This is a genomic window from Halotalea alkalilenta, from assembly GCF_001648175.1.
Classification (GTDB): domain Bacteria; phylum Pseudomonadota; class Gammaproteobacteria; order Pseudomonadales; family Halomonadaceae; genus Halotalea; species Halotalea alkalilenta_A.
This window is the reverse complement of sequence record NZ_CP015243.1, coordinates 3054911-3070129: the sequence shown is the minus strand read 5'-3', so window position 1 is coordinate 3070129 and position 15219 is coordinate 3054911. Positions and strand designations below refer to the sequence as shown.

General features: G+C 42.6%; 10 protein-coding genes. All 10 read left to right on the top strand.

Annotated elements, in window-relative coordinates:
• Positions 1–165 precede the first annotated feature (165 nt).
• The 10 genes from A5892_RS19925 to A5892_RS20295 all read left to right on the top strand — a co-directional run bounded on the left by A5892_RS19925 (position 166) and on the right by A5892_RS20295 (position 14183).
• Positions 166–1230, top strand: a complete 1065-nt coding sequence (locus A5892_RS19925) for a glycosyltransferase (RefSeq protein WP_190295615.1) — start codon at positions 166–168, stop codon at positions 1228–1230.
• 340 nt (positions 1231–1570) lie between these two features.
• Complete coding sequence (locus tag A5892_RS19920; RefSeq protein ID WP_082890469.1) at positions 1571–2839, top strand: glucosyltransferase domain-containing protein; 1269 nt, start codon at positions 1571–1573, stop codon at positions 2837–2839.
• Position 2840: 1 nt separating this feature from the next.
• The gene (locus A5892_RS19915; RefSeq protein WP_190295614.1) at positions 2841–3851 is read left to right on the top strand and encodes an acyltransferase family protein; all 1011 of its coding nucleotides are present in this window, start codon (positions 2841–2843) and stop codon (positions 3849–3851) included.
• A 197-nt stretch (positions 3852–4048) separates the two neighbouring features.
• Positions 4049–4543 carry a phosphatase PAP2 family protein gene (locus A5892_RS20300; protein ID WP_150123558.1) on the top strand — a complete coding sequence of 165 codons (495 nt, stop codon included), beginning with the start codon at positions 4049–4051 and terminating at the stop codon, positions 4541–4543.
• Positions 4544–4589: 46 nt separating this feature from the next.
• The gene (locus A5892_RS13755) at positions 4590–5729 is read left to right on the top strand and encodes a glycosyltransferase family 4 protein (protein ID WP_064123284.1); all 1140 of its coding nucleotides are present in this window, start codon (positions 4590–4592) and stop codon (positions 5727–5729) included.
• Between the two features lie 110 nt (positions 5730–5839).
• Entirely contained in the window at positions 5840–7225 is a 1386-nt protein-coding gene (locus A5892_RS13750) for an undecaprenyl-phosphate glucose phosphotransferase (protein WP_064123283.1), read from the top strand.
• Between the two features lie 222 nt (positions 7226–7447).
• Entirely contained in the window at positions 7448–9406 is a 1959-nt protein-coding gene (locus A5892_RS19910; RefSeq protein ID WP_082890467.1) for an acyltransferase family protein, read from the top strand.
• A gap of 449 nt (positions 9407–9855) precedes the next feature.
• Positions 9856–11244 (top strand): phosphomannomutase/phosphoglucomutase, encoded by a 1389-nt coding sequence (locus tag A5892_RS13745; RefSeq protein ID WP_064123282.1) that lies wholly within the window; start codon positions 9856–9858, stop codon positions 11242–11244.
• 1044 nt (positions 11245–12288) lie between these two features.
• On the top strand, positions 12289–12786 hold the full coding sequence (locus A5892_RS19905; RefSeq protein ID WP_082890466.1) for an acyltransferase family protein: 498 nt from the start codon (positions 12289–12291) through the stop codon (positions 12784–12786).
• 116 nt (positions 12787–12902) lie between these two features.
• Entirely contained in the window at positions 12903–14183 is a 1281-nt protein-coding gene (locus A5892_RS20295) for an acyltransferase family protein (RefSeq protein ID WP_150123557.1), read from the top strand.
• Positions 14184–15219: the final 1036 nt, after the last annotated feature.

The window sequence follows — 15219 nt, the reverse complement described above, 5'->3', positions numbered from 1 at the left end:
AAAGCGGTGTGCAAAGGAGTGCATTTTCTTGTATAAAACAAATGGTAATTTTGGTACTAGAAAGAAAGCCTAAGGAAGTATTATGCATCTTTCAGGTTTTGATTAAAATCACTTATTTATCAAAGCGCACTTGATTTTTATCGCTATTATATTATGGGGCATAAAATGAAAATCTGTTTTTTTATTGGGGCTATGAGTAGAGGAGGAGCAGAACGTCAATTGGTATATGTTGCATCAGGATTAGTAAATAAAGGGCATGATGTTATTCTGCTCACATTAAAATCGGGAAATGAATATTTAGATTTACTGGATAGCCGAGTTGATGTTTATTGTTTAGAGGTAAAGAATTTTTTTGATGCAGTAAAAAAAACCAACACCTTTTTCAAAAAAAATAATCCAGATGTTGTAATTAACTTTTTATATCATGCATCGATCATAGGAAGACTGTTAGGTAAGTACAATAAAATAAAAACAATAACATCTCATCGAAATTCATCTTTAGGCTCTTATTCCAGAAACTTCATATTCAGGCATACTGCCTACTTGGATAACAAAACACTCACTAATGTTAAAGCGTCTGAGAAAAAGATGCATCCTGCTTGGGGAGCGCCCAAATTAATATACATACCTAATATGTATATTAGGAATATCGATAAAAGTAATGAACAGATTATTTTGGATAACGACACAAAAACGTTTAATTGGTGTTTCATTGGACGTTTAGAGAAACAAAAAAACTTGCCTAACCTAATTCGTGCATTAAAAATGGTAAATGAAAAATCAGGGAAAAAAAATCGTCTTTTTATATTGGGAGAGGGTAGCGATAAAGCGGAGTTAGATTCTTTGGTCAGCCAATTGAATTTAGAGAAAAGTGTTTTTTTTGAAGGTTTCACAAGAGATACTTTAAAATATTTAAAAATCTCAAATGCATTTATACTTCCATCCTTATGGGAAGGGATGCCAAATGCATTAATTGAGGCTATGGATGCCGCCATTCCTGTTATTGCAACACCAGTAGGTGTTAACTCTGAAATAATCCAAGATGGACTCAATGGATTTTTAACAGACAATACATCTGCAAATGCCATTGCTGAAAAAATGTATCATGTAATTAATTTGCCAGAAGATAAGTTAATAGAAGTTGGAGTTGAAGCGAGAAAGAGTGTTGAACAAAAATTCTCACCTGACATTATTTTGTCTCAGTGGGAAAAAGTACTAATCGAAAACTAGTCAGTCAATCATTTGGATAGGCATTAAAAAATGTCAGTTGTTTGATAGTGTTTGTTTCAATCGTGGCTAGTTTATAATTTTTAGAATTATATGGATAGGAAAAGGCTAAATTGTTCTCTGAATTATTCATTGAAATATATTTTATTATTGCTTCAAATCAGCTCCTGAAAAAGGTAAAATGTGTTTACGCTAAGTAAGTCTGTAACGAATATTGATTTAAATATCGCTATACTATAGATGAAACCTTAGTGATATCAGTACCAATTAGCTGAAGTTAAATTCACTAATGAATTTAATTTCTAAACGCAATAATTCATTTGATCAGGTGGGTTAAGTTAATATGATCCCATATCATCCGGCTAATTATATTGCGCTTGGACTGATTCCGTTCATTTTAATAGCGATTGCTTTAATTGCTCCGAAGGACAAAGTTCCTTTCTACGCGATAGTTTCTTCCGCGTGGCTGAAGTATTTTCTAATAATAATAAATGTAATGGTATATAATTTTTTCCCATTTGATGCTGATTGGTCAACGTTGAATGATGCTGCAAAGAATTGGGCTGAAAACAGTAATAGCATATGGGAGAATTTACAAGAAGCTAGAGGACGAACTTTTTTCTCATGGATATTATCAGTCCATTATCGATTAGTGGGTGAAGCATTATTATTCGTTTTTTTAATAAATGCATTTCTTAATACATGCGTTGCCATATTTGCATATAAATCAGCTTTGCTCATTTTTAATAAAAAAATAGCTAATTATGTTGTTTGCATTGTTGCATTTTTTCCGACTTATATTGTTTATTCTATCGGTCCATCGCGTGAACCATATGTTGCTTTTGGATTTGCATTATCGACATACTACTTTATAAAATGGTTAGACAATAAAAAAGGGAGTCACCTCGCAATTACATTTGTTGGGTTGCTGATTGCGCTCAGTATACATAGCGCATTTGCAATGATTATGCTGGCTCTACTTCTTTTGGTTGCAATTAGATCGAGTAAAGAATTTTTCCTAAAAAATGGGAAAAATGCTCCGGTTTTTATAATCTCGGTAGTTGGAGTATTAACGATACTTCCACTATTATTGATTTCCGGATGGGGATTAGGGAAAATTGGCGGGGATCTATCAAACCTCTCAAATGTCGAAACTCTTGAAAGTATTGGAGCCAAGAGGGATGGCGATTCAAGAACAGGGTACATGCCTCGTGATCAGGTAGAAGTTACTAGTATGGGTGCTTTTGTCACTCAGTTGCCTAAGCGGTTGTTGTATTTTTCATTGAAACCTTTTCCGTGGGATATAAGAACCCCTGCTGATATTATTGGTTTTGTGTTGGTTGTTTTTTACTGTCTATTTTTCATTTCGGTATTCAAGTATAGAAAAATAATTTTGAACGATGATAGGCTTAAATATATAACTATAGCTGCATTGTTATTGACGGTGATTTTTTCACTAGGTACCGCTAACTGGGGCTCTGCGGCTAGGCACAAATCAAAATTTGCTCCAGTTATTATTTTGGTTGGATCTATCGTAGTCTTTAGAAGACAGACACTTAGAATGGATAGAGTTGTTTTACCCAGGCATATGTATGCCGAGAGGAGGTTGTAAAGTGAGGGGGAATGAAAAAGATCTGTCGATAGAAACATTACGAGGATTAGCATGTTTGTTTTTAGTACTTTATCATGTAATAGGGCCATCGGGAGGAGGGTTAAAGGTCCCGGATGATTCTATTTATCGTTATATAAACAATACACTAGTTTATATCAGGATGCCTCTTTTTACTTTCCTGTCTGGTTATGTCTATGCTTTGAGACCAGTTGATCCGTCAAAAATAAAAAGCTTTTTGAAAGGAAAGTTCAGAAGATTATATCTTCCAATCATTTTTGTTGGAATCCCTTTCGGGATAATACAATATTTTGCCCCTGGCGCAAATAATCCTCAGGATGATTGGTGGGGAGCTTTTGCGGTTCTTTATAGATCTCAAAATCATTTTTGGTTTTTACAATCGCTGATTGTAATATTTTTGTTGATCACAATTTTTGAGTTATTGAATTTTTTCGAAAATATTAAAAAATTTGCTTTCATCTTGGCCATATCGTTTGTTATTTTTTTAACTGGTGTGGCGAGTTATTCTTTTTTCTCACTATATGGTGCAGGTTATCTCCTCCCGTTTTTTTTATTGGGGATGGGATTTAAAAGATATCCTATATGTATGCAATTTATACGGGGAAAGGGATTCTATTATGTTATAATATTATTTTTTATTTCAATCTTATTGAACCAATTGGCTATGAATGATCTGCTTGATTTAGACATGTCACGCAAGAGTCCATTGAGTCTTTTCGTGGGTATATTATCATGCACTTTTTTGTTAAGTATAGGATTTAAGAATATGGTTTTGTGTTGGATAGGGATGTATTCATTTACAATCTATCTTTTCCATACTTTTTTTACCGGATTCAGCCGATTAATCGTATCTTACGCTAATGTTGACGCCTTATGGATATATGTACTTGTAGGGCTCTTACTAGGGATATTTGTACCAATACTTTTGAATATATTTGTAATAAGTAAATCTAAGGTTTTGAGTTTTATGTTTTTAGGAAAATCCTTAAAGTGAGCTGGGGTTTTCAAATCGCGTGATTATTCAAACATGACCTTATATTTACTGCGACTTTCGATTTGCTTTCATTGCTTGATTTTAAGGGAGTCAAATTGGATATTATATTTACACTATTAACTAAGTTGGGAGGTAGTGTTTTTTGCTTCGCGGTGTTGTTCTATTTGGTTGTATATCTTTGTTGTAAAGAAAAAGAGTTGAAATTCTGCTTGCTGGGATTCTTTTTCGGCATGGGAGTATTTTTAGTATTTATTTCTAAATTGCTTTTTTATGCTTATGGAATGGGTGCTAAATATGATTTTACGGGAATTAGTGGACATGCTTTTCGCAGTGCCTTCCTGTTTCCGTTATTGGCTTGGATCTGCGTGAAAGGAAAATCAAAAAAATGGCAATATGTCTCAGTTGTTATTGCAATAATAATTTCATTGTTAATTAGTTCGCTGCGGTATTATTTTTCTTTTCACACACTCTTGGAACTTTTGGCTGGCTTAGGCCTAGGAGGGGTTCTGAGTATGGCTGCGATAAAAGTCTTTAATTCAATTGTATGTGAAAAATTTCATCTATCAGTATATTTTTATATACTAGGTATTTTTGTAGTAATCATCGCTCTAAATATTACTCATGTACCAACTGTTCGATGGTTAAGAGAACTGGCAACTTGGATAACAGGACAGCCTTTTTATCGTAGATGATCGAAACATTTTTCGCTTACCCACTGTAATATTAGGAATTAAATACATGAGAATCGCGCATATCATCACTCGATTGATTCGTGGTGGTGCGGATGAGAACACCTTGCTCTCTTGCAATGCCCAAGCAGAACATGGTCATGAGGTTTATCTCATCTATGGTGATGAAGTACGCCAAGAAATGCTGGCGAGACTCGACCCTCGGATTCACAAGCTCTGCGTGGGCTCCCTGCGCCGTGCGATTTCGCCGGTTCATGAAATCAAGGCTACGGTGGAAATGGTTCGGCTACTGCGTAGAATCCGCCCAGATATCGTCCATACCCATACCAGCAAGGCCGGAATTCTCGGCAGGGTTGCTGCCCGCGTCGCCGGGGTAAAAGGTATCGTACATGGCGTGCATATCTTGCCATTCCTCAACGTGGGGCGAGTCGAAAAGATCACCTATCTGGTTGCGGAACGGGCTCTGGTGCCCTTTACCGACAAATATGTCAACGTCAGCCAGGGGATGATGACCGCGGGAATAGAGTCCAACGTGGGCAAACCAGAAAAGCACCTGGTGATTCCCAGCGGTATGGATATCGATAAGTTTCGTACCGCAGCGCCTTTGTCGGCAGCTGAGGTCCTCCAGCATTTTGATGTCCCGGACCAGAACATCGATCTGGTTCTGATGGTGGCTGCGTTAGAACCCAGAAAGCGCGTCTATGAGTTTCTGGATGTCTTCAAGCGCATTGTCGAGGGGCGACCATCGGCGTGCTTCGCCGTACTTGGGGAAGGTATTGATCGGCAGCGAGTTGAGCAGCGGCTTGTCGAGCTAGGGCTGCAAGGTAGGGTGGCGCTGCTTGGTTTTCGGGATGATGTCGAACGTTGGATAAAGTCGGCCCGGGTGTGCGTGCTTTCTTCCGAGCGGGAGGGGTTGCCCCGAGTGGTTGTCCAATATGCGCTGGGCGGGTCTCCAGCTGTGGTTACCGCACTGCCTGGTGTTGAGGTAATCGTCAAGAATGGCCTGACCGGTTTTACCGTACCCATCGATGATATTCCCCAAATGGAAAGGCCGATTCTCGATTTGTTGAATGATGAAGAGCTCAATGCGCGGATGAGAGCGAATGTCCAGGCATTGGATCTGGAGCCGTGGGGCGTGGAGCATATGACGTCGGAGCTTGAAAAGGTCTACTCGGAAGTCCTCGCTTGATTTTGAATAAATTAAATGTCTAATTTAATTGCAATATCGGTAAGTAAATATATAACCCTGTTCGCCTATAGATGGGTAATTGGGGATCGAAAGGGCTTCGGAGGGATGCGATGAGAGCAAGACTGATCAACGGATGGATAGAAAGGATCCCCTTGCATGTCGTAGCACCGGTGTACGACATCATCGTGATGGTCTTTGCGGGTTGGCTGGCCTGGGCTTTGCGATTCGGGCAGATGGAGGTTCGTGATCGCTATACGCTGGCCATCTCGGTGATGATCCTGCTGATATTGATCCTCAATAGCTATGGTGAAAACTATGCCCGCTGGCAGTCCAAGCGGCTAGGCCATTTGATCTTCAATCTTTTTCTGGTCTGGACAGCGGCAACCCTAATTATTTCCTCGATGCTGTATTTCCTGGATTTCTCCAGCGAATACTCTCGCCTATGGATCGTCTCTACTCTTTGGATCTCTTTCTTCCTCGCCGTGGCTGGGCGGATTGTGGCTCGCGTGTGGCTGGCCAGGTATCGGCTCAGCGGTTCGGTACGCCGGAAGATCTTTCTTGTAGGGCCGGGCCCTGTTTTGCTTGCAACCGCTCGCCATATGCGTCGTGAGCAGGTCGCCGGCTACTCGATCGCAGGCTACCAGCGGATGAAAGGTGAGCCGATGCAGCGTGAGTTGGATCACCTTGCTCGCCGGGTCGAAGCGACCAAGGCGGATGAGGTATGGATCTGCATGCCGCTGAATATGGGAGACACGATCAAAGAGATCACCTTCACCTTGCGACATCTCACCGCCGATATACGTTTCTTCCCTGAGCTGAGCGACCTTCCGCTGTTGAACCATCGTGTGAGCGAGGTTGTCGGTCTCTACTCGATTGATCTGAGTACCAGTCCGATGCTGGGCAAGGCGCGAATCGCTAAACGGCTGGAGGACTTTTGGATCGGCCTGGCCATTTGCATCTTGATTGCCCCGGTCTGCTTGCTAATCGCTTTGGCGATCAAGCTTACCTCTCCTGGGCCTGTGATCTTTAAGCAATATCGGACCGGTATTAATGGCAAGCGCTTCAAAGTCTACAAGTTCAGGTCGATGAGGGTGCATGAGGAGCACGATGGACAGGTGACTCAGGCGATGAAGGGGGATGCTCGCATCACTCCGATCGGGGCTTTCCTGCGTAAGACCTCGCTGGATGAACTGCCTCAGTTCTTCAATGTGCTCCAGGGGCGAATGTCGATCGTCGGCCCTAGACCACACGCTTTGGCCCATAACGAGCATTACAAGGCGTTGGTCGAGTCCTATATGAAACGCCACAAGGTTAAGCCAGGCATCACCGGTTGGGCGCAGGTCAGCGGCTTTCGTGGTGAAACGGACACATTGGAGAAAATGCAAATGCGGGTCAAGTTCGACCTTTGGTATATCGAAAATTGGTCTCTTGCCTTGGATATAAAAATTATATTCTTGACCTTTTTCAAAGGTTTTGTTGGAAAAAATGCATATTGAATACATTGATGATTAAGTTGATCTTAATCACCTTAACAGTCAAAAGTAATTTTCTATTCGATGCAAGGAGTTAATGGTTGGTTATATACTTGCCGTATATGTCCTGCTTTGTGACTAAGGCTCACAATAATTTTATACCTTTCGCTTTATCCAAGAACATATAAATCATCCTCTTTAGATTGAAATAATTTGTTGACTCACAATGGATGAAAGGAACACGTTATGAAGTACAGAAGAGAGATTGATGGATTACGAGCTATTGCTGTTCTTCCAGTGATATTTTTCCATGCGGGCTTCAATATCTTTTCTGGAGGGTATGTTGGAGTTGACGTGTTCTTTGTCATCAGCGGATTCTTAATCACGACAATTATTTTAAGTGATTTGGATCAAGGGAAATTTTCAATAAAAACATTTTATGAACGACGTGCTCGTAGAATTTTGCCTGTACTTTTTTTCGTGCTGATTTGTTGTATACCGTTTGCTTGGATGTGGATGGTACCTTCTCAGTTCAAGGACTTTTCTCAAGCAATTATTGCAGTCAGCTTTTTTGTCTCTAACATTCTTTTTTGGCAAAAGGCAGATTACTTCGCTCCAGATGCAGAAGAAAATCCATTGCTCCATACATGGAGTTTGGCGGTCGAAGAACAATTTTATATTTTCTTTCCTTTGCTATTGATAATGTTGTGGCGTTTTGATCGAAGGTCCATTTTTTATGTGATTGTGATACTCTCTGGTTTGAGTTTAATGCTTTCTGAGTGGGGGTGGAGGAACCATTCTGATGCAAATTTTTATTTGCTTCCTACTAGGGCATGGGAGCTTGGAGCAGGAGCTATTTGTGCCTTTCTAAGCCATGGCCGCTCTTTGCGTAATAATAACATTTTATCCTCTTTAGGTTTTGTTTTTATTTTAATTTCTATCTTCCTTTATGATGCGACGACACCATTTCCTTCTTTATATGCTTTGCTGCCCGTCAGCGGCGCCTGTTTGATTATACTTTATGCGTCACCTACCACATGGGTAGGTAGATTACTTTCTACTCGCGTATTGGTGGGAGTTGGCCTTATTAGCTACAGTGCCTATCTCTGGCATCAACCCATATTTGCTTTTTCGCGTATTCGAAGCTTGACTCATCCTTCTGAACTTATCATGTTGGCGCTGACGGCAATGGTCATTGCGCTGGCTTACTTTAGCTGGCGTTATATAGAACAACCTTTCCGTAAAAAGCAAATAAAGATTTTTGCTTCTAGAGCTGCAGTATTCAGAGCGACAGGTTTGTTCACTTGTGCCTTTGTCGCTGCTGGAGCCTACGGACATTTTTCTGATGGCAGATTGAGTGCATGGCAAGAGGCAAATCCTGATATTGCAGCAACTTATAACCTGGTCGAAGGAGCTCGTGAAGAAAAGTTGAAGCGTGGTTTTATTGACGATCAAGCATGTAAATTTAATGCTAAGGTGCTGAACCAGACTCGTAGTGAAAAAATTTTAAATTGCTATCGTCAATATGGATCAGGTATAGCTATTATTGGAGATAGCCATAGCATTGATTTGTTCAACGGGATGTACTCAGAATATAAAGGAAACTTTATCGTCGGTATCACCTCTGGTGGCTGTCGTGCACACGATCCGAGCGAAGAATGCCAGTATGGGGCTTTCTTAGAATTTGTTAAGACAAATCCCGGTGTTTTTGATAAGGTTCTTTATACTCAAGCAGGATTTCATCTTTTAGAAACCAATGATGGACGTCAAGGTAGACAAATTATTTCTGATATTCCGGAATTTGGTAGTGTAGATGCTTCTAATTTTGTCATAGAGCAAGATAATATAAATAAGGTTATTGATTATTTGGATGAACTCTCTAACTATACGCGTGCTATTTGGATTGGGCCGAGAATAGAACCACATATTGGATTTAATTATGTCATGAGGCGAGGCTGCAATTTTCATTATTCTTTAAGAAACGGATTGGAGGAAGTCTTCTATCGTTTGGATAGGGAAATTGCTTCAATGTCTACGCGCTCGAACGTAGAGTACATATCTCAAGTTGATGTAATAAAATTGGATATGAATAATGATTTTATAAACTGCAGTGAGTTTTATTGGAGTGATGGAGATCATTGGAGTTTAGAAGGAGCATCATTGTTTGTTGGCCGTCTGTTGAAAAATCATCCATTGGATGGGTAACTATGTTCAGCGTTTTTTTTGACGAAAGAAATTTTCTTGCTTTTTGGCTAAATTAAAGAGGGATAAGTAGCGGCTCCTGCTTCTCCAAGCATGCGCTGGCGCATTCGGCTAGACAGATCGGCTATGTCAGCCGGGCTGCTGCCGACTGTGTAAATTAGTGCTGCAGTCAGGTCTTGTTTACCAGGCTCCCCAGGCCCTTCGACCTTGTGGTGCTGATGGGGTAAATACTTTTATTGACCTGCACCGAACTGAAAGCAGTCTGTGCGGCCCGCTTTGGCTAGTTCAGACAGCGGCTCCATTCGCCTGTATTGATCAATGGTCGCAATCTCGACGATCTGGCGACGGTCAAGGCGGCGAGAGTGCTCTATCATGCGCTCGGTCGCGCCGATTCGCTGCAGCCCGTAGCTTGAGGCACGTACGTTTTTTCCATGTAATCAGGATCTTCATTGATGACCCGAACCACCATCCCGCTTTCCGCCTTTCGCGCCTACGATATCCGCGGTGTCGTAGGACGAGACCTTTCCACCTACGGTGTGCGTCTGCTCGGGCAGGCCATCGGCAGTGAGGCTCGACGGCGTGGTGAGCAGTCGATCGTGGTGGGGCGTGACGGTCGGCTCTCCGGGCCTGAGCTGGCTGGCGCCTTGATCGAGGGCATTCGCGCGGCGGGCGTTGAGGCGATCGACGTTGGCATGGTACCGACACCTGTGGTGTATTTTGCTGCCGCTACGCTCGAGGGTACCCGCTCAGGCGTGGCGGTGACTGGTAGCCACAACCCTGCCGATTACAACGGTTTCAAGATCGTACTCGCTGGTGAGACCCTGGCCAATCAGGCGATCACCGATCTGCATCTGCGTATCGAGGCGGAGGATTTCACCACCGGCGACGGCCCGCTCCGCCAGCACGATGTCCGTCCGGCCTATCTCGAACGCATCCTCTCTGGTATTGAGATTGGACGTCCGCTCAAGGCTGTGGTCGATTGTGGCAATGGCGTGACCGGGGAGCTTGGCCCGCAGTTGGTGGCGCGCCTTGGCATGGAGACCATCCCGCTGTTCGATGAGATCGATGGTCACTTCCCCAATCACCATCCCGATCCCGGCAAGCTCGAGAACCTGCAGGATCTGATTATCAAGGTGCGCGAGACTGGCGCCGACATCGGCCTGGCCTTCGATGGCGATGGTGATCGCCTTGGCGTGGTGACGCCAAAGGGGGAGGTGATCTTTCCCGATCGCCTGATGATGGCCTTCTCCGAAGACCTGCTCGAGCGTGAACCCGGCGCGCGGATCATCTTCGACGTCAAATGCACCGGCAATCTGCCTGCACTGATCGAGCGGGCGGGAGGAGTACCAGAAATGTCGCCGACCGGCCACTCGTTGATCAAGGCGAAAATGAAACAGACTGGGGCGTTGCTTGCCGGTGAGATGAGCGGGCATATCTTCTTCAAGGAACGTTGGTACGGCTTCGATGATGGTCTTTACTGCGCCGCACGGCTGCTCGAGATCCTCAGCGGCCAGCAGCAGGATGCCGATGCCTTCTTTGCTCGCTACCCACAGGATCTCGGCACCGCGGAGATCAACGTCGAAGTGACCGACGAGAACAAGTTCGCCATCGTCGAACGCTTGGCGCGGGAAGTCGATTTCGGTGCCGAAGCGACCAAGACTGCTATCGATGGGATTCGCGTCGACTATCCTGATGGCTGGGGGCTATGCCGCGCCTCCAATACCACACCAATGCTGGTGTTGCGCTTCGAGGGCAAGAACGCGCAAGCGTTGGCGCGCGTCCAGGCACTATTTCGTGATGCACTGCACGACATTGTTCCCGATACAAGTATCAGCTTCTGAGTGAAACATTTAATTTTCAGATCACCTTACTCTATTTTTGTCTCTCAATACTTCTAAGGAGTCGCTGCTATTGTAGCCTTAGAGAACTTTGAGATGGTTGGTAGCTTACTTTGGTTGGCATCTTTGGGAGGACTTTATTATACTTTCCCATAATGTCTGATTCATTCACTGCTCTAACTGGCAGTTCATGAATCGTAGACTAGGGCAGCTGAAGCTTGATGCGATGCCGAGGATAAATAACTTAGCGCGTTAAGGATTGCATAATCAGTGCTATCTGTTTGTCGAGTTGCACATCGCTTTCAGTCGATGCCGTGAGGACGTGACGCAGTGGTTGGGTCAAGTGCTTTCCTGCAAAAGGGCCGCTATCCTGGTTCGCCTGGTAGCTTAGCGAGGACGAGCTTTGAAGTTTGGGTGACAGCGGCGGATAGACAGATAAGCTTTGCCTTCGCCCTTGTGCGTATTATTCACCTCGGTTTTCAGGTAACTGTTTGAATAAGGTTTGAAGCATTTCGGCTTGAACTGGTTATTCTAGTCTTTCGATTGTAGCCTAATCTCACGACCTTTATATTGCCGGAAGAGATTCGCCTGGGAAAAAGGGGAAGTAATCTAAGGCGAATAGACTGTCATCGGGCGACGGTAATGCTCCCTGATTGGGCTCGAGCACTGTGCTTTTCCTCCAGGTCGGCCAGGAGGTAGGTCATGCGTGATAGATTGGGCTTAATGGCCACATCCTTAACAGAGTCCACCTGGAAGATTTTTGAATTGAGACTATAGTGTTAATTCGGGAACTGTATTCATTGAAAATAAAAGCTATATTCAATTCATGAAAATCAATCATAAGGCTGTTACTGATTAATAACTTTTGGTATTCTTATTTGATCATTTCAATTTTATGAAGGTGCTATGTTGATAAGATAAATATACTTTCATAAGTTTTTTGAAAACGCCCTATTAGTTGATTAGAGACTAAAGCGCCTGATAAAACCCATTATGGTTTAAATATATATCTAGTGTTTATTAAAAATATTATCAGAGGCTTGCTTCATGAAATATCGCGCTGATATTGATGGGCTTAGAACTATTGCAGTAGTTCCGGTAGTTCTTTTTCACGTTGGGATAATGCTTTTTCCTGGTGGCTTTATTGGAGTTGATGTTTTTTTTGTTATATCCGGTTATTTGATCACAAAGATAATATATGGAAAAATCACAGAAGGAGAATTCAGCATTTCTGAATTTTATCGTAAGCGCATTGATAGATTGCTGCCTGTCTTGATCAGTGTCCTTTTATTTTGCACTATCATTGGTTGGGTTGTGAATACCCCAGATGAGTATTCTGACCTAGCAAAAAGTATTTTTTCAGCAGTATTTTTTATTTCAAACATATTTTTCTTTTGGACGGAGGATTATTTTTCAGCATCATCATTTACAATTCCTCTGTTGCATACATGGTCTCTAGGTGTTGAAGAACAATTTTATATTTTTTTCCCCTTGGCTCTATCGTTATCATTATTTTTCCAATCAAAAAAAATGCATCGAAAATAATTGTTATATCCTTGTTTGTCGTGTCATTTACTTTTGCGCTAGTATTGACAGATAACTTTCAATCAGCCTCATTCTATTTGATTCCGTTCAGAGCGTGGGAATTAATGGCGGGCTCAATGCTCGCTTTGGGAATGGTTCCCAAAATTCAAAGTCGGACTATTAGTGGGCTTTTAGGATTATCTGGGCTTATGATGATAATTCTAGCAATGTTGTTAATAGATAAGAGTAGTCTTTTTCCTGGATTTAATGCAATTTGGCCTGTGTTGGGAGCAGTTCTTATCATTTTATCCGGAGAGCAAAGAAATGGTCCGGTTTATATGTTATTGTCAACAAAGCCATTTGTTTTCATCGGCCAAATATCATATTCTCTCTACATGTGGCATTGGCCAATTTTTGTATATGCGGGCTTAGCGTTTGGGTTTGATAGGACAATCGGGGAAAAACTATTTCTTGTTGCTATTGCTTTTTGGGTTGCAATATTAAGCTGGATGTATATTGAGAAAACAACAAGGGGAAGAATTTGGCGAAAAAATTCTAAAAGAGTATTCACAATGACAGGAGCGGCTATGGTGCTCGTGACATTAGTGAGTTTCTCAATTGTTTATTCTGATGGTGCCTCATTCCGACTTGCTCCTGAGGCCGTAGCAGCGGAAAACAATGTTGATGATTTTAGCCCTTTACGATCAAAATGCCACTCGTCTGGATCCAGGGCAATTTCTTATTATGACGCATGCGTAATTGGTGCGAACGTGAGCCCTGATACGGTGCTATGGGGAGATAGCCATGGCGTTGAGTTAGCCTACGCGCTGGGTGAGGCACTTAAACAAGAAGGGCGATCCCTTAAACAAGTGACATCATCGGCGTGCCCTCCGGTTGCAGGTTTTAGCCATATTCGGCGTCCAAATTGTGGAGTGTACAACGATACGATTTTGGAATCTATTATCGCAGATACTGCTGTAAGATATGTAATACTTCAAGCATACTGGAGCGCTGATTTCTATAAGGATAATTTTGAAGAGTTAGAGCAAGATTTTCGCTTGACTGTTTCTCGATTAACGGCGGCTGGGAAAAATGTTGTGATTGGAATGCCATATCCATCCGCAATTGTTGGAGCTCCTCAGGATATGGTTAGGTCTATTATGCTTAGAAATAAAGATACGAGTACAATTTCGAAGTCATCATTTGAGCAACAGAATTATTCTGCAATTTCTTTTCTTAGAACATTTGAAGGGCAAAATAAGATATCTATTGTGGAAGGCTATAATATTTTCTGCGAAGATGAATGCGTGAGAGCAGATAAATATGGAGCCAATTTTTTTGATTCTAGCCACCTCTCTGTTAGAGGGGCAGAAAAAGTCGCCCCACTATATTTATTATCAATAAAAAATGGATTTTAGAAATTTCAAATCGACTTAAGTAGCTAAGAAGTAGATTAATTAGTTATTTTTCCTTATATTTTTATCTCTCTGTTCTGCATTTATTGCAGAAAAAATCTGTTTGGGACGGATAAAGGTCGCCGAGGAATGCGCACGCGATCAGAGCAAGTTACCAAGAAAGCGTATAGTGCCTCCGTTGCCGTAGAGGGGAGGCTAGGGCATCGGCCCGCTCCTTGGATAACGGTCCTGTGTACCGAGTAGGATTTACTAAATGGTTATAGTGCATGCCCACGAAATGTTGCCTTCGGACTCCCACAGGAAGTAAAGTATTCCTTTGGGGTATGTTACTCGTTCATTTTATGAGTCGGTCTCCCCGGCTCCGGAATGTACAAATTGTATGTCGGCAAAGTCCGTGATCAACGTCGCTACCGCTAGGCTCGCTGAGCTAGGGGCATCATATTCGTGCTAGGCACGCCGTGACGTGGGAGTTTCTTTGTATCTAAGTTGTTCTCTTGGGATTAACTGGGACGTTTGGAGCATTTAGAAAAAATGCATTGGCTGACCTATTCGATATGGGCATAGGGACGCTATTCATTTTATTAGATGTATGAATTTACTATAGATGACTAAAGACCAGGTTTTTAAGTTGATTCTAATAGGGGCATGAATATTTATTTCAACAGTTATCGTGCTAAGTAAGTGGCTTGCGGAATGGCGATTCGCGGCATTGCGCTTATGCAAGGCTGCAGTCTGCTCTCTATTGAGATCCCGCGGATAAGTAATATCGATTTTGATATGCCTGTATGTTCATATTGCTGTGTACTCGGTATGGCTGTTTCTGAGTTAATTCGCACAGGTCTATATCCAACGACGCCTCGTCCATTCTTTGAGTGGACGAGGCGTCGTCGTTTCTGGCGGTGCTGAGCGTGATCCTGGTCATTCGATCATGTGGCGTTTCTGTGGCACCATCCAATCGCGCTTGAGTCTGGAATGAAAGGATGGCTCGTTCGAGATGATGATTCGCAAGGGACGGCGAGGAACGAGGGTGTCTTGCCGG

Bases quoted from the DNA above. Each gene is read 5' to 3' on its own strand.
- A5892_RS19925 (WP_190295615.1), top strand. From the start codon at position 166: ATGAAAATCTGTTTTTTTATTGGGGCTATGAGTAGAGGAGGAGCAGAA.
- A5892_RS19920 (WP_082890469.1), top strand. From the start codon at position 1,571: ATGATCCCATATCATCCGGCTAATTATATTGCGCTTGGACTGATTCCG.
- A5892_RS13745 (WP_064123282.1), top strand. From the start codon at position 9,856: ATGACCCGAACCACCATCCCGCTTTCCGCCTTTCGCGCCTACGATATC.
- A5892_RS19905 (WP_082890466.1), top strand. From the start codon at position 12,289: ATGAAATATCGCGCTGATATTGATGGGCTTAGAACTATTGCAGTAGTT.
- A5892_RS13755 (WP_064123284.1), top strand. From the start codon at position 4,590: ATGAGAATCGCGCATATCATCACTCGATTGATTCGTGGTGGTGCGGAT.
- A5892_RS19910 (WP_082890467.1), top strand. From the start codon at position 7,448: ATGAAGTACAGAAGAGAGATTGATGGATTACGAGCTATTGCTGTTCTT.
- A5892_RS20295 (WP_150123557.1), top strand. From the start codon at position 12,903: ATGCTCGCTTTGGGAATGGTTCCCAAAATTCAAAGTCGGACTATTAGT.
- A5892_RS13750 (WP_064123283.1), top strand. From the start codon at position 5,840: ATGAGAGCAAGACTGATCAACGGATGGATAGAAAGGATCCCCTTGCAT.